At 71.8% G+C, this 20,689-nt stretch carries 19 protein-coding genes and 1 riboswitch; of the genes, 12 read left to right on the plus strand and 7 right to left on the minus strand.

The annotated features are described in order from the left end of the window. Window positions 1-49: 49 nt before the first annotated feature. The 8 genes from ACZ501_RS08700 to def all read left to right on the plus strand — a co-directional run bounded on the left by ACZ501_RS08700 (window position 50) and on the right by def (window position 7,613). Window positions 50-865, plus strand: a complete 816-nt coding sequence (locus ACZ501_RS08700; RefSeq protein WP_361603537.1) for an SOS response-associated peptidase — start codon at window positions 50-52, stop codon at window positions 863-865. 117 nt (window positions 866-982) lie between these two features. Then, entirely contained in the window at window positions 983-1,621 is a 639-nt protein-coding gene (locus tag ACZ501_RS08705; RefSeq protein ID WP_361603534.1) for an alpha/beta hydrolase family protein, read from the plus strand. Window positions 1,622-1,978: 357 nt separating this feature from the next. Further along, a complete protein-coding gene (locus tag ACZ501_RS08710; protein ID WP_007266438.1) occupies window positions 1,979-2,623 on the plus strand; it encodes a sigma-70 family RNA polymerase sigma factor in 645 nt (214 codons plus the stop codon). Further along, on the plus strand, window positions 2,620-2,922 hold the full coding sequence (gene rsrA, locus ACZ501_RS08715) for a mycothiol system anti-sigma-R factor (protein WP_361603531.1): 303 nt from the start codon (window positions 2,620-2,622) through the stop codon (window positions 2,920-2,922). Before ACZ501_RS08710 ends, rsrA begins: the two co-directional genes overlap by 4 nt. Before the next feature lie 198 nt (window positions 2,923-3,120). Further along, entirely contained in the window at window positions 3,121-4,530 is a 1,410-nt protein-coding gene (locus ACZ501_RS08720; RefSeq protein WP_468793486.1) for an HD-GYP domain-containing protein, read from the plus strand. Continuing rightward, the gene (locus tag ACZ501_RS08725; protein ID WP_468793489.1) at window positions 4,527-5,819 is read left to right on the plus strand and encodes an HD-GYP domain-containing protein; all 1,293 of its coding nucleotides are present in this window, start codon (window positions 4,527-4,529) and stop codon (window positions 5,817-5,819) included. The genes ACZ501_RS08720 and ACZ501_RS08725 overlap by 4 nt, the downstream gene beginning before the upstream one ends. Window positions 5,820-5,923: 104 nt before the next feature. After that, a complete protein-coding gene (locus ACZ501_RS08730) occupies window positions 5,924-6,919 on the plus strand; it encodes a tetratricopeptide repeat protein (protein ID WP_361603525.1) in 996 nt (331 codons plus the stop codon). A gap of 58 nt (window positions 6,920-6,977) precedes the next feature. Continuing rightward, window positions 6,978-7,613: a peptide deformylase gene (gene def / locus ACZ501_RS08735; protein ID WP_361603522.1), complete on the plus strand. Its 636-nt coding sequence runs from the start codon at window positions 6,978-6,980 to the stop codon at window positions 7,611-7,613. 200 nt (window positions 7,614-7,813) lie between these two features. On the opposite strand, the gene ACZ501_RS08740 is transcribed toward def, so the two are convergent. Continuing rightward, a complete protein-coding gene (locus tag ACZ501_RS08740; RefSeq protein ID WP_361603519.1) occupies window positions 7,814-8,785 on the minus strand; it encodes a helix-turn-helix domain-containing protein in 972 nt (323 codons plus the stop codon). An 81-nt stretch (window positions 8,786-8,866) separates the two neighbouring features. Between ACZ501_RS08740 and ACZ501_RS08745 the strand changes: the two genes are divergently transcribed. After that, window positions 8,867-9,079 (plus strand): hypothetical protein, encoded by a 213-nt coding sequence (locus ACZ501_RS08745; protein ID WP_361603516.1) that lies wholly within the window; start codon window positions 8,867-8,869, stop codon window positions 9,077-9,079. A 209-nt stretch (window positions 9,080-9,288) separates the two neighbouring features. Further along, window positions 9,289-10,248, plus strand: coding sequence for a hypothetical protein (locus tag ACZ501_RS08750; RefSeq protein ID WP_468793492.1), 960 nt, complete (start codon window positions 9,289-9,291; stop codon window positions 10,246-10,248). 72 nt (window positions 10,249-10,320) lie between these two features. On the opposite strand, the gene ACZ501_RS08755 is transcribed toward ACZ501_RS08750, so the two are convergent. The 6 genes from ACZ501_RS08755 to ACZ501_RS08780 form a co-directional block, all read right to left on the minus strand. Then, window positions 10,321-11,337 carry a ribonucleotide-diphosphate reductase subunit beta gene (locus ACZ501_RS08755; protein ID WP_361603510.1) on the minus strand — a complete coding sequence of 339 codons (1,017 nt, stop codon included), beginning with the start codon at window positions 11,335-11,337 and terminating at the stop codon, window positions 10,321-10,323. After that, complete coding sequence (locus tag ACZ501_RS08760; RefSeq protein ID WP_468793495.1) at window positions 11,337-13,745, minus strand: ribonucleoside-diphosphate reductase subunit alpha; 2,409 nt, start codon at window positions 13,743-13,745, stop codon at window positions 11,337-11,339. The genes ACZ501_RS08755 and ACZ501_RS08760 overlap by 1 nt, the downstream gene beginning before the upstream one ends. Window positions 13,746-13,899: 154 nt before the next feature. Further along, window positions 13,900-13,976: riboswitch (adenosylcobalamin-variant (AdoCbl-variant) riboswitch) on the minus strand. 64 nt (window positions 13,977-14,040) lie between these two features. Then, window positions 14,041-14,535 (minus strand): GNAT family N-acetyltransferase, encoded by a 495-nt coding sequence (locus tag ACZ501_RS08765; RefSeq protein ID WP_361603507.1) that lies wholly within the window; start codon window positions 14,533-14,535, stop codon window positions 14,041-14,043. Window positions 14,536-14,636: 101 nt separating this feature from the next. Continuing rightward, window positions 14,637-14,834, minus strand: a complete 198-nt coding sequence (locus ACZ501_RS08770) for a YbdD/YjiX family protein (protein ID WP_361603504.1) — start codon at window positions 14,832-14,834, stop codon at window positions 14,637-14,639. Beyond that, window positions 14,831-17,062, minus strand: a complete 2,232-nt coding sequence (locus tag ACZ501_RS08775) for a carbon starvation CstA family protein (protein WP_362459787.1) — start codon at window positions 17,060-17,062, stop codon at window positions 14,831-14,833. Before ACZ501_RS08775 ends, ACZ501_RS08770 begins: the two co-directional genes overlap by 4 nt. Window positions 17,063-17,191: 129 nt before the next feature. Continuing rightward, entirely contained in the window at window positions 17,192-17,956 is a 765-nt protein-coding gene (locus ACZ501_RS08780; RefSeq protein WP_007266450.1) for a GntR family transcriptional regulator, read from the minus strand. 292 nt (window positions 17,957-18,248) lie between these two features. Between ACZ501_RS08780 and ACZ501_RS08785 the strand changes: the two genes are divergently transcribed. Both ACZ501_RS08785 and ACZ501_RS08790 read left to right on the plus strand, forming a co-directional pair. Beyond that, window positions 18,249-19,535 (plus strand): extracellular solute-binding protein, encoded by a 1,287-nt coding sequence (locus ACZ501_RS08785; protein WP_361603498.1) that lies wholly within the window; start codon window positions 18,249-18,251, stop codon window positions 19,533-19,535. 129 nt (window positions 19,536-19,664) lie between these two features. Further along, entirely contained in the window at window positions 19,665-20,684 is a 1,020-nt protein-coding gene (locus tag ACZ501_RS08790; protein ID WP_361603495.1) for a carbohydrate ABC transporter permease, read from the plus strand. Window positions 20,685-20,689: the final 5 nt, after the last annotated feature.

Consider the following 20,689-nt stretch of genomic DNA (forward strand, 5'->3'; position numbering starts at 1 on the left):
TGGCTGGCTCCTTGCGGTCGGGGGTCGGTGCCATGGCAGTGTGTCAGCCATGTGCGGAAGGTTTGCGGCGAGTCGGACGCCCCAGGAGCTGGCGGGGATATTCGGGATCGAGCGGTGGGAGCCGAGCGAGACCCTCGCCCCCGACTGGAACGTGGCGCCGACGAAGGAGGTCCACGTCGTCCTCGACCGTCCCCTCAAAGACGCGCGCGACCCGCGTCCGGTTCGCCAGCTGCGGACGCTGAAGTGGGGCCTGGTCCCCTCCTGGGCGAAGGACCCCGAGGGCGCGGCCCGGATGATCAACGCCCGGTCCGAGACCCTGCACGAGAAGCCCTCCTTCCGCCGCCCCTTCGCACAGCGCCGCTGCATCGTCCCGGCCGACGGGTACTACGAGTGGGTCACCGCGCACGACGAGCGGCAGCTGGAGGTCGAGGGCAGGAAGAAGCGGGCCCGCAAACAGCCCTACTTCGTGCTCCCCGCCGACGGCTCCGTCTTCGCGATGGCCGGGATCTACGAGTTCTGGCGCGACGCGACCCTGCCCGCCGACCACCCGCGGGCCTGGTGGGCCACCTGCTCGGTGATCACCGCCGAGGCCGAGACCACCCCGCTCGGGGTCGCGCCCGCGGAGGGACCGCGCTCGCTCTCGGAGATCCACCCGCGCATGCCGCTGATGCTGACCCCCGACCGCTGGGACGCCTGGCTCGACCCCGCCCGCACCGACGAGCATGGCCTGCGGGACCTGCTGGCGCCCCCGCCCGGCGGGCTGATGCGGGCCTACCCCGTCTCCACGGCCGTGAGCAACGTGCGCAACAACGGGCCGGAGCTGCTCGGCGAACTGGCCGCGCCGGAGGAGGGCACGCTCTTCTGACGGCTGTCCCGCCTCCCCGGTGGGTCGGCGCACGGCGTCGCCCGCCCGGGATCGCCGGACCGCCTCCGGCCGTGTCCCACCGGCCGGGGCGGGCCGCCCGCCCGGCAGGATGGGCCCATGACCCCGCGCACCGAGAGCGTCGACACCCCGGCCGGCGAGGCCCGGATCACCTGGCACGCCGCCCCCTCCGCCCGGCTCGTGCTGGCCCTGGGCCACGGAGCCGGCGGCGGCATCGAGGCCCGCGACCTCCAGGCCCTGGCCGCCGCCCTGCCCGCCCGGAACGTCACCGTGGCCCTCGTCGAGCAGCCCTGGCGGGTCGCCGGCAAGAAGGTCGCCGCCGCGCCCAAGGTGCTGGACGAGGGCTGGCGCGCCCTGTGGCCCGCCCTGGAACGGCCCGGGCAGCCCGTGGTGGCCGGCGGGCGCAGCGCCGGGGCCCGGGTGGCCTGCCGGACCGCCGCCGCGCTGGGCGCGGCCGGGGTGCTCGCGCTGGCCTTCCCCCTGCACCCGCCGGGCCGCCCCGAGAGGTCCCGCGCCGCGGAGCTGCTGGGCGCCGGGCTGCCGACGCTGGTGGTCCAGGGCGGCCGGGACCCGTTCGGGCGGCCCGGGGAGTTCCCCGAAGGGGCGTACGAACTGACGGAGGTGCCCTTCGGCGACCACGGCTTCACGGTGCCGAAGAAGGCCGGACCCACCCAGGAGGAGGCCCTCGCGGTGATCACCGGCGCGGTGGCCCCGTGGCTCGCCCGGCTCATCGGCTGAGCCCGGTTCCGGCCCGCCGTCGCCCCGCCCGGACCGGGACCTGACAGATTCCGGAGTGACCCGGCTCACCCGCCCCGCGCGGCCCCCGGCGGATCCCCGAACCCCTTGGCGCGCCCGGGAATGCGCTGCCGGGGCCGCCTGTTGTGGGGAGTGTCGGAACGCAGGGGAAATACGTCGGAGGAGAGGGAGCGCATGACCCAGGTCATCAGCCAGAACCGTCCGCAGGCCGCTGACCTGGACTGGACGGTACTGCCCGCCCCCAAGCGCGGCTCGCTTCGGGCGGCGGAGGGCCGGGATGGTCGACTATTCTCCGATTCGAGCGGATCCGCTTTCGGAGCCGCCACGCTGTCGGAGGAGGTGGGTCCTGTCGCTGGGACCGACGAAGGCCAGGCACAGGAGACGACCGCGGAGCGCAACGCGCGCTTCGAGCGGGACGCCCTCGGCTACCTCGACCAGATGTACTCCGCCGCGCTGCGCATGACGCGCAACCCGGCCGACGCCGAGGACCTGGTCCAGGAGACGTACGCGAAGGCGTACGCGTCCTTCCACCAGTTCCGCGAGGGCACCAATCTCAAGGCGTGGCTCTACCGCATTCTGACCAACACGTTCATCAACTCCTACCGCAAGAAGCAGCGTGAGCCGCAGCGCAGCGCCGCGGAGGAGATCGAGGACTGGCAGCTGGCGCGCGCCGAGTCGCACATGTCGACCGGTTTGCGTTCCGCCGAATCGCAGGCGCTCGACCACCTGCCGGATTCCGATGTGAAGGAAGCGCTGCAGGCCATTCCGGAGGAGTTCCGCATCGCGGTCTATCTTGCCGACGTAGAGGGCTTTGCGTACAAGGAGATCGCGGACATCATGGGTACACCCATCGGTACGGTCATGTCGCGGCTGCATCGTGGGCGCCGTCAACTCCGCGGAATGCTGGAGGACTATGCCCGTGAGCGCGGGCTGGTTCCCGCCGGCGCGGGAGAGTCGAACGACCTGAAAGGCTCGGGCTCATGAGCTGCGGAGAGCCGCACGAGACGGAGTGCGCCGAGGTCCTGGACCATCTCTATGAGTTCCTGGACCACGAGATGCCCGACAGTGACTGCACGAAGTTCGAGACGCACTTCGGCGAGTGCAATCCCTGTCTGGAGAAGTACGGCCTGGAACAGGCCGTGAAGAAGCTGGTCAAGCGCTGCTGCGGGTCGGACGACGTGCCGACCGATCTCCGCTCCAAGGTCATGGGACGGATCGAACTGATCCGTTCGGGTCAGGCCGTGCCCGAGGGTGACATCACCGCCGGGCCGCCGGCCGGCTGAAGAGCCGGCTTCACCCACCGCTGAACTGCCGCCCCCGGAAACCGACTTCGTTCACCCGAAGGTGCTAATCCGGGGGCGTCCGTACGGCGCAATGCGAAAATGTGCCCCGCTCCGTTCGGGGGCCGACCTATTCTCCCCCTCTCGGTACCGCTTCGATCCGGTACCCGGTCTGTAGGACCCCTGCGGGAGGAGAGCGCCATGCGGGTACTTCCGCCGACGGCGCGCGCCTGCGTCGTCGCCGCCGTCCTCGCCGCCGCGGCCTGCGCCGCCCCCGCCCTCCTCGCCGGGGCCTCGACGCCCTGGCCGGCCGTGGCCCTGCTGGCCCTCCTCTACCTCGGCTGCGAGCTGGTGCGGACCCGGCCGTTCCCGGGCCGCCGAACCCCCGAGGGGGCCGGCTGCTTCTTCCCGGTGGTGATGGCCGCCGTGTTCCTGCTGCCGCCGTCGGCCGCCGCGCTCGTGGCCCTGCCCGGCGGGTTCGCCCAGAGCGTCGTGCAGCGGCCCGCCGGGGTGCGCCGGGTCTGGCACGCCGCCCAGCAGACGACGGCGGCGTGGGCGGCCGGGCAGGCGTACGGGCTGCTCGGCGGCCGGGGCACCGACCCCGCCGCCCGGGTGGCCGGCTTCCCGTACGCGATGCTCCCCGCGGCCGTCGCCGCCGTCGTCTTCTGCCTGGTGCTCACCGCCCTCGACGCCGCCGTCCTGGCCGCCGCCGAGGGCCGGCCCGCCGCCACCGCCTGGCGGGGCACCGCCGCCCGCTCCCTGGTCCCGCACTGCGTGCACGGGCTCGCCGGCCTGATGATGGCCGTGATGTGGCGCAGCCCCTACGGGGTGCCGGCCGCGCTGCTCGTCCTGCTGCCGATGTACGTCTCCTGCTGGGTGTTCGCCCAGTACCACCGCGAGCGCGCCGCGCACCGGGCCACGATCCGGGCCCTCGTCCAGGCCGTCGACATCAAGGACCGCTACACGCGCGGACACAGCGAGCGGGTGGGCCAGGCCTCCGCGATGATCGCCCGCGAGCTGGGCATGGGCGACGACCGCCTCGAAGTGGTCCGGATCGCCGGGATCCTGCACGACGTCGGCAAGCTGGGCGTGCCGACCCGGCTGCTGCGCAAGGACGGACCGCTCACGCCCGAGGAGCGGCGGATCATCGAACTGCACCCCGAGTACGGGCACGAGATGGTGCGGGGCATCGGATTCCTCGGGGAGGCCCGGTCCGCGATCCTGCACCACCACGAGCGGGTCGACGGCCGCGGGTACCCGTACGGGCTCCGGGGCGAGCAGATCCCGGTGCTGGCCCGTGTGGTGGCGGTGGCCGACTCCTTCGACGCGATGACCTCGACCCGCTCCTACAGCCGGGCCCGGCCCGTGGAGACCGCCCTGGCGGAGCTGGAGCGCTGTGCGGGGGTGCAGTACGACCCGGCGATGGTGCGGGCCCTCGTCGACGCCATCGGCCGGCACGGCTGGCACCCGGTGGTGACCTCGGACGCGGACCTCCAGGTCATCCCGGCCGCCCCGGCTGCCCCGGCTGCCCCGGCCGCACCGCAGCCGGGGCCGGCCGCGATGCCCACCCAGGGCGGGGCGGCCCGCGACCCGGCCGGGGGCGGCCGGTGAGGGCCGTCGCCGTATGGGCCGTACGCGCGGCCGCGGGCGTGCTCACGGCCGCCGGGCTGGCCCACACCCTGTGGACCGGCGTCGTCGAGCCCGGCACGGCCCTCGCCTTCGGCACCCTGGTCACGCTCGGCGAACTCGCCCGCCGCGACCCCCGACCGGGCCGCTCCACCGACGGCGCCGGGCACCTCCCCGCCCAGGACCGCCAGCCCGCACCGCTCGGCTCCGCCGGGGCCCTGGCCTACGCCCTGCTCGGGCAGAACGCCGGCCACCCCACCCACCACGGGGTGCTCCAGACCGTCGCCGTCGTCGTCGCGGCCGCCCTCGCCGGCATCGTCCCGCACATCGCCCGCGGCCACGGCCCGGCCCTGGACCACGTGGCCCGCCGCGTCCTCACCGTGGCCTTCGCCGCCGTCTGCTTCCAGCCGCTCCACCACTCCGGGCGGCTCGGCGACCGGATCGGGCAGGGCCCGTACCTCGTGCTGTTCCTGCTGCTCCTGCTCGGCCTCACCGCCCTGTGCGACGCCGTGCTCGCAGCCGCCTCGGCGGGGGCCCGCACCGGGTGGCCGTACGGGCCCCTGCTGCGCGACGAGCTGCGCGCCCTGCTCGGCGTCGGCTCGGCGATCTGCGCCACCGGGGTGGTGATGGCCCTCGGCGTGGCCGTGGCGGGCCTGTGGGCCCTGCCGGTCCTGTGCGTGCCGCTGCTGCTGACCCAGATGTCCTTCCACCGCATCACCGCCGTCCGCACGACCTACCGCCAGACCATCACCTCCCTCGCCCGCGCCACCGAGATCGCCGGGTACACCGCGCCCGGGCACGCCCGCCGGGTCGCCGCCCTGAGCTGCGCGGTCGGCCGGGAGCTCGGACTGTCGGAGCGGGAGCTCACGGTGCTGGAGTACGCCGCGCTGATGCACGACATCGGCCAGCTCTCGCTCGTCGACCCGGTCCCCGCCGGAGCCACCGCGGAGCTGCCCGCCGCCGAGGCCCGCCGGATCGCCGAGCTGGGCGGAGAGGTGGCCCGCCAGACCGGGGTGCCGGCGGAGGTCGCGGTGATCGTGGAACGCCAGGCGGACCCGTACCGCGAGCAGCCCGTCGCCGCCCGGATCGTCCGGGCGGTCAACGCGTACGACGACCTGGCGGGCGGCAGCCGTCACCCGGGCGGCTCACTGGCCGCCCTGGAGCAGTTGCGCCTGGGCACCGGCCGCGACTACCAGCCGGAGGTCGTGGAGTCCCTGGCGAGGGTTCTGGCCAGGGGCGGGCGGGGCGGAGTCGTACCCGTTCCGCCGGGGTAACCCATGGGTAATGAGCGGCCGTCCGAGCGGGCATGGTTGGATGCAGTAAGAGTGTCCGTGAGGGTGCCCGCAAGGCTGCACCGTTGGACCGGCAGGCGGGAATCGTGAGGATCTTCGGGAAGGTACGGCATCGGCCGTCCGCCTCGTGGCGGCAGGCCACCGACCGGGCGTTCACGCTGATCGGTGACGGTCGGTACGAGGACGCGGGTGCGCTGCTGACCAGGGCGGCGGACCTGGAGCCCTGGCTGTCCGAATCCTGGTTCAACCTGGCCCTGCTGCACAAGTTCCGGCACGACTGGGAGCAGGCCAGGGCCGCCGGGCTGCGCGCCGTGGCCCTGCTCGACCGGGAGGCGGGCGCACCGGACTGGTGGAACGTCGGGATCGCCGCGACCGCGCTGCAGGACTGGCCGCTGGCCCGGCGGGCCTGGCAGGCGTACGGGCTGAAGGTGCCCGGTGACCCGCACAGCACGGCGGGGACCGGCGAGCCCGTCGGCATGGAACTCGGCAGCGCCGCCGTGCGGCTGTCCCCCGAGGGGGAGGCCGAGGTCGTGTGGGGCCGCAGGCTCGATCCGGCCCGCATGGAGGTGCTGTCCATCCCGCTGCCCTCCTCGGGGCGGCGCTGGGGCGAGGTCGTGCTGCACGACGGGGTGCCGAACGGCGAGCGGATCACCGCCGCCGGACCCGCGTACCCGGTCTTCGACGAGATCGAGCTGTGGGCGCCCTCGCCGGTGCCGACCTGGGTGGTGCTGCTGGAGGCGGCCACCGAGGCCGACCGCGACGCCCTGGAGCAGCTGGCCTCGGACGCCGGCTTCGCCGCCGAGGACTGGTCCTCCTCGGTCCGGCTGCTGTGCCGGACCTGCTCGGAGAGCCCGATGCCCAGCGGCGAGGACAACGGCGACCACGTCGACCCGCACGACCACAGCGAACCGGGCCACCCCGGCCCGCTGGGCCACCGCACCGCCGGATCCGGCTCGCTGTGGGTCCCCGAGCGCGAATGCGGCATCGCCGCGCCGGCCGGCCTGGTGCGCGGGCTCCTCGACGGCTGGGTCGCCGACAGCCCCGACAGCCGGGAGTGGCGGGATCTCGAGGAAGTCTGCTGAGCCCGGGCCGTAGGCTGTACGGGCACACCACGGACTTGAGGGAAGGCGTACGGCGGACATGGCGCAGCAGGAGAACCAGGTGACCCCGATCGACGACGAGGGGTACGTCGTGGACACCGAGGACTGTGAGGCGCGCGAACTCGCCCACCGCGAGCGCGGTACCTCCCGCCCGATCACGGTGGTCGGCAACCCGGTGCTGCACCGCGAGTGCAAGGACGTCACCGAGTTCGGCGACGAGCTGGCGCAGCTGATCGACGACATGTTCGCCAGCCAGAAGACCGCCGAGGGCGTGGGCCTGGCCGCCAACCAGATCGGCGTGGACGCCAAGGTCTTCGTCTACGACTGCCCCGACGACGACGGCGTGCGCCACACCGGCGTCGTGGTCAACCCGAAGCTCGTCGAGCTGCCGGCCGGATCCCGCGTGCTGGACGACTCGAACGAGGGCTGCCTGTCGGTGCCGACCGCCTACGCCTCCCTGGCCCGCCCGGACTACGCGGAGGTCACCGGCCAGGACGCGCAGGGCAACCCGATCAAGGTCCGCGGCACGGGCTACTTCGCGCGCTGCCTCCAGCACGAGACGGACCACCTGTACGGGTACCTGTACATCGACCGCCTCTCGAAGCGCGACCGCAAGGACGCCCTGCGGCAGATGGCGGAGAACACCCCGCGCTACGAGGTCGTCCCGAACGACTGACGGCCCGCGCGCCGCACCTCCACCCGTACGAAGGCCCCGCTCCGGCAACCGGAGCGGGGCCTTCGTGTGGGGGGTCCCGCAGGGCGCGCCACGCCCTGCGCGGTGCACCCGGATGACATCACCGCGGCCGGACCGCGGCCAGACCGGCGGCTCCCGAATGTCAAGTCACGAACTCTCACCGGCCGTTGGGGCCCCGGGGGTCAGGCCGCCGCGCGGGGGCCGCGGAAGGCGCGGCGGAAGGCGTTCGGGGTGGTGCCCAAGGTCCGAAGGAAGTGGTGGCGCAGCGCCGCCGCGTTGCCGAAGCCACTGCGGCCCGCGATGGCGTCGACCGTGTCGTCGGTGGACTCCAGCAACTCCTGCGCCAGCAGCACCCGCTGGCGCAGCACCCACTGGTAGGGGGTGGTCCCCGTCTCCTGGAGGAAGCGGCGGGCGAAGGTCCGGGGCGACATGTGGGCCCGCTCCGCCAGCTGCTCGACGGTGATCTCCTCGTCCAGGTGCCGGGCCGTCCAGCCGATCACCTCGCCGACCGTGTCGCAGGCGGTGCGGGGGAGCGGCCGCTGGATGTACTGGGCCTGGCCGCCGTCGCGGTGGGGCGGTACGACCATCCGCCGGGCGATGGTGTTGGCCACCTCGGCGCCGTGCGCCTGGCGGACCACGTGCAGGCAGGCGTCGATGCCCGAGGCGGTCCCGGCGGCGGTGATCACCGGCCCCTCGTCGACGTAGAGCACGTCCGGGTCGACCAGGGCCGCGGGGTAACGGCGGATCAGCGCCGGAGCGTGCAGCCAGTGGGTGGTGCAGCGCCGCCCGTCCAGCAGCCCGGCGGCGCCGAGCACGAAGGCGCCGCTGCACACGCTGAGCACCCGCGCGCCCCGGTCCACGGCCCGGCGCAGGACGTCGAGGAAGGGCTCGGGGTAGTCGCCCCGTACCGGCGCCCGGCGGTCGGCGGGCAGGCAGATCAGGTCGGCCTCCTCCAGCCGTTCCAGCCCGAACGGCGGTGTGATGGTGAAGCCGACGTCCGCCATGGTCAGCGGGCCCTCCTCGGCGGCGCAGACGGCGAAGTCGTACACGGGCAGCCCCTGGTCGCCGCGGTCGATCCCGAAGACCTCGCAGAAGATCCCGAACTCGAAGGGCGTCACTCCGTCGACGAGCGCCACGGCCACGTTCTTCAGCATGGCACCAGTGTGGCAGTAATTCGCTCCTTCATGACAGTCCTGCCACTGTCCGGTTCCGGCGGCCGGGGCGATCTTGGAGTCATGAACACGTTCCTCGACTACCTCACCGTCCTCGCCGTGGCCGCCCTCCTCCTCGCCCCCGCCCTGTACGGAGCCCTGCACGACCGCCGCACTGCGCGTCAGCTCGCCGCGGCGGCCCGCGAGCGCTCGGCGGCGACGCCCCGCCCCGCAGCCGCTCCCCACCGGGCCGGCACCCGCTCCACCGCCTGGCGGCGGGGCCGCGTCGCGCACTGAGCGGGGTCCGCCTGCGGTCGACACCGCCCCCGGGCCGGCCGGCATGGAGAGAGGGCGGCACCACCGACCCCGGCCGCAGGCCCGGGAATTCCCGCTTCCCGCTCCCCTCCGGCTGCCCCGGGCCGAGCCGTCCGACCGAGCGGAGATGCCGCCGACCTCGATCCCGCGTGGACATCGCCGCAGACTCCTCAGCGCAAGGAGGCGAGACGATGCTCCGCAGACGCCGTACGGCCCTCGGCATCGTGCCCGTGGTGACGGCCCTGGCGATAGGGCCCCTGACCGCCTGGACGAGCGCCGCGGCGGCTCCCGCCGTGGAGTGCAGCATCAGGCCCAACGGGTCGAACTACCTGATCTCGGGATCCGGCTTCGAACCCGGCAAGGCCGTCAACTTCTACCGCAACGGCCAGCCCATCGGCGGCGGCACGGTCCCCGCCGACGGCACCCACTCGGTGGGCCTGCGCCCCGACCAGGGCGCCCCCGGCGCCGGAGTGGGCTTCTTCGCCAAGGAGGGGCTGGAACCGGGCGGGCGCGCGACCACCTGCACGATCATCGATGCGCCGTCCGCCTGCGACGGGGCGAAGGCCGAGACCACCGGGTACCGGCTGGGCCGTACGGAGGGGCTCAAGGACGGCCGGGAGGACGGCTTCGCGGACACCTACCGCAAGAGCTACGACGACGCCGTCAAGAAGCGGCCCGGACTGACCGCCGACGAGTGCAAGGCCGTGCAGGACAAGGGCTTCGCGGACGGCTACAAGGTGGGTTACGAGGAAGGCTTCAAGGAGGGCAAGGCCAAGGGCGGCAAGGTGGGCAAGAAGGAGGGCGAGGAGGACAGGCGCAAGGGCAACGCCTCCCGCAACGTCGTCGTCAGCCAGCTCCAGGTCAAGGCCGATCCGGCGAGCGGCGAGGCCGACTGCGCCCAGGGCATCCGGTTCACCGCCACCCTGGTCGGCTCCGGCACCGGCACGGTCCGGTACCACTGGGAGCGGACCTCCGGAAAGGTGTCCGGGACCGTCGAGTTCGCAGGGGACGGGACCAAGACGGTCACCGACCAGGCGGCCGTTCCGGCCGGGTCCGCGACGGCCACGGTCAGCCAGAAGTTCGTCGTCGACAGCGGCCCCTCGCAGGGGAAGACGGGGCAGGCGAGCGCCAGCGTCACCTGCAAGAAGTAGCACCGCACGGCACGACGTCCCCGCCCGTGATCCACGGGCGGGGACGTCCGCACACCGGACGGCGGCCGAGGCCTAGAAGTCCTCGTCCAGGTCGACCGTGCCCTCGACGGCGACCTGGTAGGCCGACGGGCGGCGCTCGAAGAAGTTCGTCAGCTCCTGGACGCCCTGGAGCTCCATGAACGAGAACGGGTTCTGCGAGCCGTACACCGGCGGGAAGCCGAGGCGGACCAGGCGCTGGTCGGCGACGCACTCCAGGTACTCGCGCATCGATTCGGTGTTCATCCCCGGCAGGCCGTCACCGCACAGGTCGCGGCCGAACTGCAGCTCCGCCTCGACGGCCTCCTTCAGCATGTCGGTGACCTGCTGCTGGAGGGCGTCGTCGAAGAGCTCCGGCTCCTCCTTGCGGACGGTGTCCACGACCTCGAACGCGAAGTTCATGTGCATCGTCTCGTCGCGGAACACCCAGTTCGTGCCCGTCGCCAGACCGTGCAGCAGGCCGCGCGAGCGGAACCAGTACACGTACGCGAACGCGCCGTAGAAGAACAGGCCCTCGATGCACGCGGCGAAGCAGATCAGGTTCAGCAGGAAGCGGCGGCGGTCGGCGGCCGTCTCCAGCCGCTCGATCTTCTCGACCGAGTCCATCCACTTGAAGCAGAACTGCGCCTTCTCGCGGATGGAGGGGATCTCCTCGACCGCGTCGAAGGCCGCCGCGCGGTCGTCCGGGTCGGGCAGGTAGGTGTCGAGCAGCGTCAGGTAGAACTGGACGTGCACGGCCTCCTCGAACAGCTGGCGCGACAGGTACAGGCGCGCCTCCGGGGAGTTGATGTGCTTGTACAGCGTCAGCACCAGGTTGTTCGAGACGATCGAGTCGCCCGTCGCGAAGAACGCGACCAGACGGCCGATCATGTGCTGCTCGGCCGGCGTCAGCTTCGCGAGGTCGGCGACGTCGGAGTGGAGGTCGACCTCCTCCACCGTCCAGGTGTTCTTGATCGCGTCCCGGTAGCGCTCGTAGAAGTCCGGGTAGCGCATCGGGCGCAGGGTCAGCTCGAAGCCCGGGTCGAGAAGGTTCTTCTGGTCGTTGGAGCTCATTACTGGCAGGCCTCGCAGGACTCGGGGTTCTCAAGGGAGCAGGCCAGCGCCTCGGCGTCGAGGGCCTGGGGCAGCTGGGCGGGGGTCGCGGCCGCCGGGACGGCGGCGGCCCCGGACGCGGCGCGGGCGATCTTCGTCGCCGGGCGCGAGCGCAGGTAGTACGTGGTCTTCAGGCCCTGCTTCCAGGCGTACGCGTACATCGAGGACAGCTTCCCGATGGTCGGCGTCTCCAGGAACAGGTTCAGCGACTGGGACTGGTCCAGGTACGGCGTACGGGCCGCCGCCATGTCGATCAGACCGCGCTGCGGGATCTCCCACGCCGTGCGGTACAGCTCGCGGACCTCCGCCGGGATCCAGCCGAAGCCCTGGACGGAGCCGGAGGAGTCGCGCAGCGCCTCGCGGGTCTGCGCGTCCCACACGCCGAGCTTCTTGAGGTCCTCCACCAGGTAGCCGTTGACCTGGAGGAACTCCCCGCTGAGCGTCTCGCGCTTGAAGAGGTTGGAGACCTGCGGCTCGATGCACTCGTACACGCCCGCGATCGAGGCGATCGTCGCCGTCGGGGCGATCGCGAGGAGCAGGGAGTTGCGCATGCCGGTCTTCGCGATCCGGGCGCGCAGGGCGTCCCAGCGCTCGGGCCAGGCGGGTTCGACGCCGTAGTGGTCGGGGTGCAGGACGCCCTGCGCGGTGCGGGTCTCGGACCAGGCCGGGAGCGGGCCGCTGCGCTCGGCGAGGTCGCAGGAGGCCTCGTACGCGGCCAGCATGATCCGCTCGGCGATCTTCGTGGACAGGGCCTTCGCCCCCGCCGAGTCGAAGGGCAGCCGCAGCTTGAAGAAGACGTCCTGGAGGCCCATCGCGCCCAGGCCCACCGGACGCCACCTGGCGTTGGAGCGGCCGGCCTGCTCGGTCGGGTAGAAGTTGATGTCGACCACGCGGTCGAGGAAGGTCACGGCCGTGCGGACGGTCTCGTCCAGGCGCTCCCAGTCCATCTCTCCGTCGGCGACGAACGCGCCGAGGTTGACCGAGCCGAGGTTGCAGACGGCCGTCTCGCCGTCGTTGGTGACCTCGATGATCTCGGTGCACAGGTTGGAGGAGTGGACGACCGTGCCGGGCAGCGCGGTCTGGTTCGCGGTCCGGTTGGAGGCGTCCTTGAAGGTCATCCACCCCTGGCCGGTCTGCGCGAGGGTGCGCATCATGCGGCCGTACAGGTCGCGGGCCGGCATGGTCTTCTTGGCGAGGCCCGCCGCCTCGGCCTTGAGGTAGGCGGCGTCGAACTCATCGCCGTACAGGTCCACCAGCTCGGGGACGTCGGCCGGGGAGAACAGCGACCAGTCGGCGTCGGCGTTCACGCGGCGCATGAACTCGTCAGGGATCCAGTGCGCGAGGTTGAGGTTGTGCGTACGGCGCTGGTCCTCACCGGTGTTGTCGCGCAGCTCCAGGAACTCCTCGATGTCCGCGTGCCAGGTCTCCAGGTAGACGGCGGCGGCGCCCTTGCGGCGGCCGCCCTGGTTCACGGCGGCGACGGAGGCGTCGAGGGTCTTCAGGAACGGGACGATGCCGTTGGAGTGGCCGTTGGTGCCGCGGATCAGGGAACCGCGGGCGCGGATGCGCGAGTACGAGAGGCCGATGCCGCCGGCGTGCTTGGAGAGGCGGGCGACCTGGTGGTAGCGGTCGTAGATCGAGTCCAGCTCGTCCAGCGGGGAGTCCAGCAGGTAGCAGGAGGACATCTGCGGGTGGCGGGTGCCGGAGTTGAAGAGCGTGGGGGAGGACGGCAGGTAGTCGAGGCGGCTCATCAGCCGGTACAGCGAGGCCACTTCCTCGACGGCCGCGGCGCTCCCGTCGGCGGCGAGGCCGCAGGCGACGCGCAGCATGAAGTGCTGCGGGGTCTCGATCACCTGGCGGGTGATCGGGTGGCGCAGCAGGTAGCGGCTGTGCAGGGTGCGCAGGCCGAAGAAGCCGAAGCGGTCGTCCGCGCCCTCGGCGAGGGCGTCGTCGACCAGGGCGTCGAGGCGGGCGGCATGGGCGGCGACGAATTCGGCGGTGCGGTCGGCGATCAGGCCCTCGCGGTGGCCGACGGCGACGGACTCGGCGAAGGAGGTGGCGCCCTGGCCGGCGGCCTCGTCGGCCACGGCCAGCGTCAGCAGGCGGGCGGCGAGGCGGGAGTAGGCGGGGTCCTCGGAGATCAGGCCGGCCGCGGCCTCGGTGGCCAGGGCGCGCAGCTCGGCCTCGTCGGCGGCGGCGCTGCGGCCGCGCAGGGCGGCGGCGGCGACCCGGCCGGGGTCGGTGTCGGGGAGGTCGGCGGTCAGCTCCGTGAGAGTACGCAGCAGCGCGGCCCCCGGGCCTTCGCCGGATCCGTTGCGCTCAGTGGGCTGGTCGGACTCGGCGCGCGGTGCGGCGGGCGCGATGGTCACGGGGGAGCTCTCCCTCACTCGGCCCGGTCGTCGGCGGCTCGGGGCGCGGGGAGGCGCGTGCGGGCGCGCCGGAACGCGTCACACCGCACGGCGTCCACCGGCCCAACCGCGAGACCCGGACGTGTCGGCACCCGGTTCGGTCGAGCCGGGCGCACTGTCGGCAGGTCCTCGGACTTCTCATACCGTTGCGGGACAGTTCCGGATTCGCACCGGATTCCCCTGCGGCGACAGCGAGCATGAGCATACATGTGGGGGGCGCTCGATGCGCGACCCCCCACATGTTGTGTCCGAGCGGCTACAGCTCCAGACGGTAGGTCAGCAGTTTCAGGGCCGGGATCGGCGACCAGTCGAGCTCCGGAGTCCGTACGAAGCCCAGCCGCTCGTAGATCCGCCGGGCGCCCAGCATGGCCGGCTGCGTGGACAGCACCAGGGCCGTGACCCCCAGCGCCCCGGCCCGCTCGGCGCAGGCCCGTACGAGGGCCTCCCCGACGCCCTTGCCGCGCGCCTCGGGAGCCACCGCGAGCATCCGGAACTCGGCCTCGCGCGGGCCGGCCACGTCCGCGAGCGGGCTCCCGGGTGCGGCGAACGTCACCCCGCCGAGCACCCGCCCGTCCTGCACGGCGACGAGCACCTCCCCCTCGCCGGCCCGACCGGCGACGTCGCGCAGCACGTTCAGGTAGGTGTCGTCCTCGTTCTGGTCGAGCAGCCCGTCCCCGGTGTAGGCCGCGCCGATGACCTCGCCGAGCCGCTCGTACTCGTCCGTCCTGGCCGTTCTGATCTCGAAGTCCATGCCACCGAGTGTGCGCGAGACCGCACCGGTGTGGCGAAGGCCTTTTCCACGCCGAAGGGCCCCGCCGGTGTGGCGGGGCCCTCCGTACGCACGGCACGGGCTCAGCAGCAGCGGAAGCCCTCGCGGGGGTCCGCCTCGCGGGCGTCCGTGCGGGCCCGTTCGAAGGCGCGGCGGGTCATGACCTCGGCGCCCGGGTCGTGGGAGCGGGCGTGCGCGACGTACCGGTCGTACGCGGCCTCGCCGGAGAACTCCCGTACGTAGAACCGGGCCTTCGCCAGCGCCCCGCGCACCCCGCTCACGCGACCGGCTCCTTGGCCCGGCCGCCGCCCCCGTCGAGGCCGGCGGCCGCGAGCTCGGCCTTCTCCTCGGCCGTCGCGATGAGCCCGGCCGGGGCGATGATCTTCGACTCGGTCCACGGCACCTCGGACAGGCGCACCGACTCGGGGTGGGTGACGGCCCGGAAGCAGGTCCGGGCCGCGTCCAGCAGCACGATGACGATCAGGACCGCGAACAGCACCGACAGGACGCCGTCGACCGTCGCGTTGGTGACCACGGTGTGCATCTCGTCCATGTTCTTGGCGGGCGGCAGCACCTTCCCGGCGTCGATGCCGGCCTGGTACTTGTCGCGCTGCGCGAAGAAGCCGACCTTCACGTCCTCGGAGAAGACCTTCTGGTAGCTGGCGGTGAGGGTGACGGCCACGTCCCAGGCCAGCGGAACGGCCGTGACCCAGGCCCACTTGAGCCGCCCGGACTTGACCAGCAGGGTGGTGCAGACGGCCAGCGCGACCGCCGCCAGCAGCTGGTTCGCGATGCCGAACAGCGGGAAGAGCTGGTTGATGCCGCCCAGCGGGTCCTTGACGCCGACCCACAGGAAGTAGCCCCAGCCGCCGACGACGACCGCGCTGGCCAGCCAGACGCCCGGCTTCCAGCTGACGTCCTTGAAGGACCTGTGCACGTTGCCGAGGGTGTCCTGGAGCATGAACCGGCCGACGCGGGTGCCCGCGTCGACGGTGGTCAGGATGAACAGGGCCTCGAACATGATGGCGAAGTGGTACCAGAACGCCTTCATCCCGGAGCCGCCGATGACGGACGAGAAGATCTCCGACATCCCGAGTGCGAAGGTCGGCGCGCCGCCCGTACGGGACAGCAGGCTGGTCTCCTCGACGTCCTTCGCGGCCTGCGCGAGGGCGTCGGGGGAGATGGCGAAGCCGAAGTTCGTCACGGCCTCCGAGGCGGTCTGGACGGTCGTGCCGATGACGCCGCCGGGGGAGTTCACCGCGAAGAACAGGCCGGGCTCGATGATGCTCGCCGCGATCACCGCCATGACGGCCACGAAGGACTCGGTGAGCATGGCCCCGTAGCCGATGACCCGGACCTGGGTCTCCTTCTGGATCATCTTCGGGGTGGTGCCCGAGGAGACGAGGGCGTGGAAGCCGGACAGCGCCCCGCAGGCGATGGTGATGAAGACGAAGGGGAACATGGAGCCGGCGAAGACCGGGCCGTCCCCGCGCGAGGCGAAGTCGGTGACCGCGGGCATCTTCAGCGTCGGCATCGCGAGGACCACGCCGATCGCCATCAGCGCGATGGTGCCGACCTTCATGAAGGTCGACAGGTAGTCACGGGGGGCCAGCAGCAGCCACACGGGCAGCACCGAGGCGACGAAGCCGTACACGATCATCCAGATGACCAGCGTCTCCTTCTCCAGGGTGAAGGTGCTCGCCCAGGAGGAGTCGGCGACCCAGCCGCCCGCGACGATGGCGAGCAGGAGCAGCGCGACGCCGATGACGGAGACCTCGGTGACCCGGCCCGGGCGCAGGACGCGCAGGTAGACGCCCATGAACAGGGCGATCGGGATGGTCATGCCGATGGAGAAGACACCCCAGGGGGAGTGCGCCAGGGCGTTGACGATGACCAGCGCCAGCACCGCCAGCAGGATGACCATGATGACGAACACGGCGACGAGGGCGGCGGCCCCGCCGACGGGGCCGATCTCGTCGCGGGCCATCTGGCCGAGCGAACGGCCGTCGCGCCGGGTGGAGAAGAACAGGGTCACCATGTCCTGGACGGCGCCGGCGAAGATGACGCCCGCGACGATCCAGATGGTGCCCGGCAGGTAGCCCATCTGTGCCGCGAGCACCGGGCCGACGAGCGGGCCGGCGCCGGCGACGGCGGCGAAGTGGTGCCCGAAGAGCACGCGCCGGTCGGTGGGGTGGAAGTCGACACCGTTGTCGAGGCGTTCGGCGGGGGTGGCCCGCGTCTTGTCGACCTTCAGGACGCGGTGGGCGATGAACCGCGCGTAGAAGCGGTAGCCGATGGCGTACGAGCCCAGCGCGGCGGCGAGCAGCCAGGCGGCCGAGATCTCCTCACCGCGCGACAGCGCCAGCACGCCCCAGCCGAGGGCCCCGACGAGGGCCACGCCCACCCAGAGGGCGACCGACTGCGGCGTGAGTCTGCCCGACGGAGGCGGCGAGCCCGGCCCGGAGCCTTGACTCGCCACTTCTGTCCCTGTTGCTCCCGGTTCCGGCATGATCCTCGTCCCCTCGTTGATCACCTGCGTAAGCGCACGGAATCTACGGGGGCTTGACCGGTGGAAGTAAGCCCCCGTCCGTATAGCGGTACGAGCGTCTACCGAGGGTCGGGGGCAGTCAACAGGTGATCACGTAGCAGGTCGCTGGAGACGGGCTACGAACTTGTAACGGTCGCCGCGATATACCGATCGCACCCATTCGACCGGTTCTCCGTCGGCGTCCAGCGAGTGCCGGGAGAGCATCAGCATCGGCAGGCCGACGTCGGTGCCGAGCAGCCCGGCCTCGCGCGGGGTGGCGAGGGAGGTCTCGATGGTCTCCTCGGCCTCGGCGAGGCGCACGTCGTACACCTCCGCCAGGGCGGTGTACAGCGAGGTGTACTTGACGAGGGAACGCCGCAGCGCGGGGAAGCGCTTGGCGGACAGGTGCGTGGTCTCGATGGCCATCGGCTCGCCGCTGGCCAGGCGCAGCCGCTCGATGCGCAGGACCCGCCCGCCGGTCGCGATCTTGAGCAGGCCGGCGAGGGTGTCGTCGGCGGTGACGTAGCCGATGTCCAGGAGCTGGGAGGTGGGTTCCAGCCCCTGGGCCCGCATGTCCTCGGTGTAGGAGGAGAGTTGGAGCGGCTGGGAGACCTTGGGCTTGGCGACGAAGGTGCCCTTGCCCTGGATGCGTTCCAGCCGGCCCTCGACCACCAGCTCCTGGAGGGCCTGGCGGACGGTGGTGCGGGAGGTGTCGAACTCGGCCGCCAGCGTGCGCTCCGGCGGTACGGGGGTGCCCGGCGGGAGCGTCTCGGTCATGTCGAGCAAGTGCCGCTTGAGTCGGTAGTACTTGGGGACACGTGCCGTTCGAGTGGCCGGCCCGCCTTCCGGCTCCGTGGTCGCCCCTTCGGTGGCCATCGCCGCCCGCCTTCCCGACTCCAGTTTCGCTGCCGTCACCGGCTCCTCCGATATGTGCGGTCACATGGTGACACGGGCGGGAGGGCAGGCTTCCTCCCTCCCCCAGGTGTCGGTCCGATAACGGACCGAGCGCCTGCTCATTAGACCCTTGACACCCCTAAAGGTCTAGGCCAAGCTCCCGGTTACTGGTCTACACCAATATGGATCGGATCCCGGCCCGACGGTCAGTACTCGGTACGTACGTCACCGCGGCGGGCGAGGGAAGTGCAGCAGCATCCCTGAGGAGGGTGGCGTGAAGCGCAAGCTCATTGCGGCGGTCGGTGTCGTGGGCATGATGGTCGGAGTCGCGGCGTGCGGCAATGGCGGCGACGACAAGCCGAAGGCCGACGCGTCGGGTGGCGCCAAGGAGATCACCGTCTGGGTGATGGACGGCTCCGCACCCAAGGCGTGGATCGAGCAGGTCAACCAGGAGTTCTCGGCCAAGCACCCCGGTGTCACGGTCAAGGTCGAGGAGCAGAAGTGGACGGGCATCCAGGAGAAGGTCACCACGGCCCTCTCCGAGAACACCCCGCCGGACGTCCTCGAGCTCGGCAACACCCAGACCGCCGGTTACGCGGTCACCGGCGGCCTCGCCGACCTGACCAAGGACAAGGCCAAGCTCGGCGCCGACGCCTGGCAGAAGAGCATGCTCGCCTCGGCCGAGGTCGAGGGCAAGCTCTACTCCGCCCCCTGGTACGCCGCCAACCGCGTCGTCGTCTACGACAAGAAGGCCTTCGAGAAGGCCGGCGTCACCCCGCCGAAGACCCGCGACGAGTGGGTGGCCGGCCTGGAGAAGCTGAAGGCCGCCGACCCGTCCACGCAGCCGATCTACCTCCCCGGCCAGAGCTGGTACATCCTCGCCGGCTTCATCTGGGACGAGGGCGGCGACCTCGCCGTCAAGGACGGCGGCAAGTGGAAGGGCCAGCTGTCCACCCCGCAGGCCGCCTCCGCGATGGACTTCTACAAGAAGCTCCAGTCCTTCTCCACCGCCCCCAAGGACAAGGACGAGGCCACCCCGCAGCAGTCCACCGACATCGTCCCCAAGGGCGGCGTCGCCTCCTGGATCGGTCTCGGCTGGGAGGCCGGCGGTGCCGAGAAGGCCCTGAAGGACGCGGGCAAGGAAGCCGACTTCGGCTACTTCCCGATCCCGGGCAAGACGGCCGACAAGTCCGGCACCGTCTTCCTCGGCGGCTCGAACCTCGCCGTGGCCGAGCGCTCCAAGAACAAGGAGCTCGCCAAGGAGTGGCTGGCCCTCGCCACCGGCAAGGACCAGATGACCAAGTACGCCGCCGAGGTCAAGGGCGCGCTGCTGCCCAACCAGGTCGGCGCCAACTTCACCCCGGCCGCGGGCTCCTTCGCCGAGGCCATGGCCAAGGCCGGCCTCAACGGCAAGATCACCCCGGTGACCGCGGGCTGGGCGAACGTCGAGACCGAGCCGAACCCCATCAAGGAGTTCATGACCAAGGTCCTGAAGGGTGAGGACGCCGCCAAGGCGGGCGCGGACGCGGACAAGGAAATCGCGAACCGCATCAACAAGTAACAGCCCCGCCCCGCAGTCCCGCACAGCCCAGCAGTGTGAACGCACCGGGGGGTGCGGCAGGCGCCCAGCCGCCCGCCGCGCCCCCGGTCGCGCATTTGACTCCACAGTCAACCGCGAGGAAGCCAAGCCATGACCGTGCACTCCCAGGGAGCGACGACCAGCGCTCCACAGGACGCACCACCCACGTCCGCCGGGCGGCCGGAGGTGCCCGCCGCCAAGACCGGCCCCGGTGACACGCCTCCTCGCGGGGGCAGGAAGCCGCTCCCCTCGGGGTGGCTGCCCTACCTGCTGGTGCTGCCGGCGGTGGCCGCCCTCGCGGTCCTCCTGCTGTACCCGCTGATCAAGAACGTGATCCTGTCCTTCCAGGACATCAACAAGATCGAGTTCATCCAGCGGAAGTACCCGTTCGCGGGCTTCGCCAACTACACCCAGCTGCTCACCGACTCCGCCTTCTGGACCGTCGTCGTCCGCAGCTTCGCCTTCACCTTCGCCAACGTCGTCCTGATCATGGTGATCGGCAGCCTCGTCGGCATCCTGCTGAACCGGCTCGGCAAGTGGATGCGCCTGGTCCTGTCGATGGCGCTGGTGATGGCCTGGGCCATGCCCATCGTCGCCTCCGTGCAGGTCTTCTACTGGCTGTTCGACGAACAGTTCGGCATCATGAACTGGGTCATGCGCACGGCCGGCTTCTCCGGCTACGAGCAGCACAACTGGTTCGAGAGCGGCCTGTCCACCCTGACGATCGTCACCGTCCTCGTGGTCTGGGGCTCGATCCCCTTCGTCGCCCTCAACATGTACGCCGGTCTCACCACGGTCGGCGCCGAGCTGTACGAGGCTGCCCGCATGGACGGCGCCAACGGCTGGCAGACCTTCTGGAAGGTCGTCTTCCCCAACCTCAAGCCGTTCTTCCTGGTCACCACCTTCCTCGAGGTGATCTGGGTCTTCAAGGCCTTCACCCAGGTCTACGCGATGAACAAGGGCGGCCCCGACCGCGCCTCCGAGATCCTCCCCGTCTTCGCCTACGTCGAGGGCCAGAGCCAGGCCCACTACGGCCTCGCCGCCGCGATCTCCGTCCTGACGATCCTGATCCTCGTGGTCGTCATGTCCTTCTACTTCCGCCTGATCCTGAAGCAGGAGGAGGAGCAGTGAGCACG

The organism is Streptomyces sp. NPDC034085, from assembly GCF_055575555.1.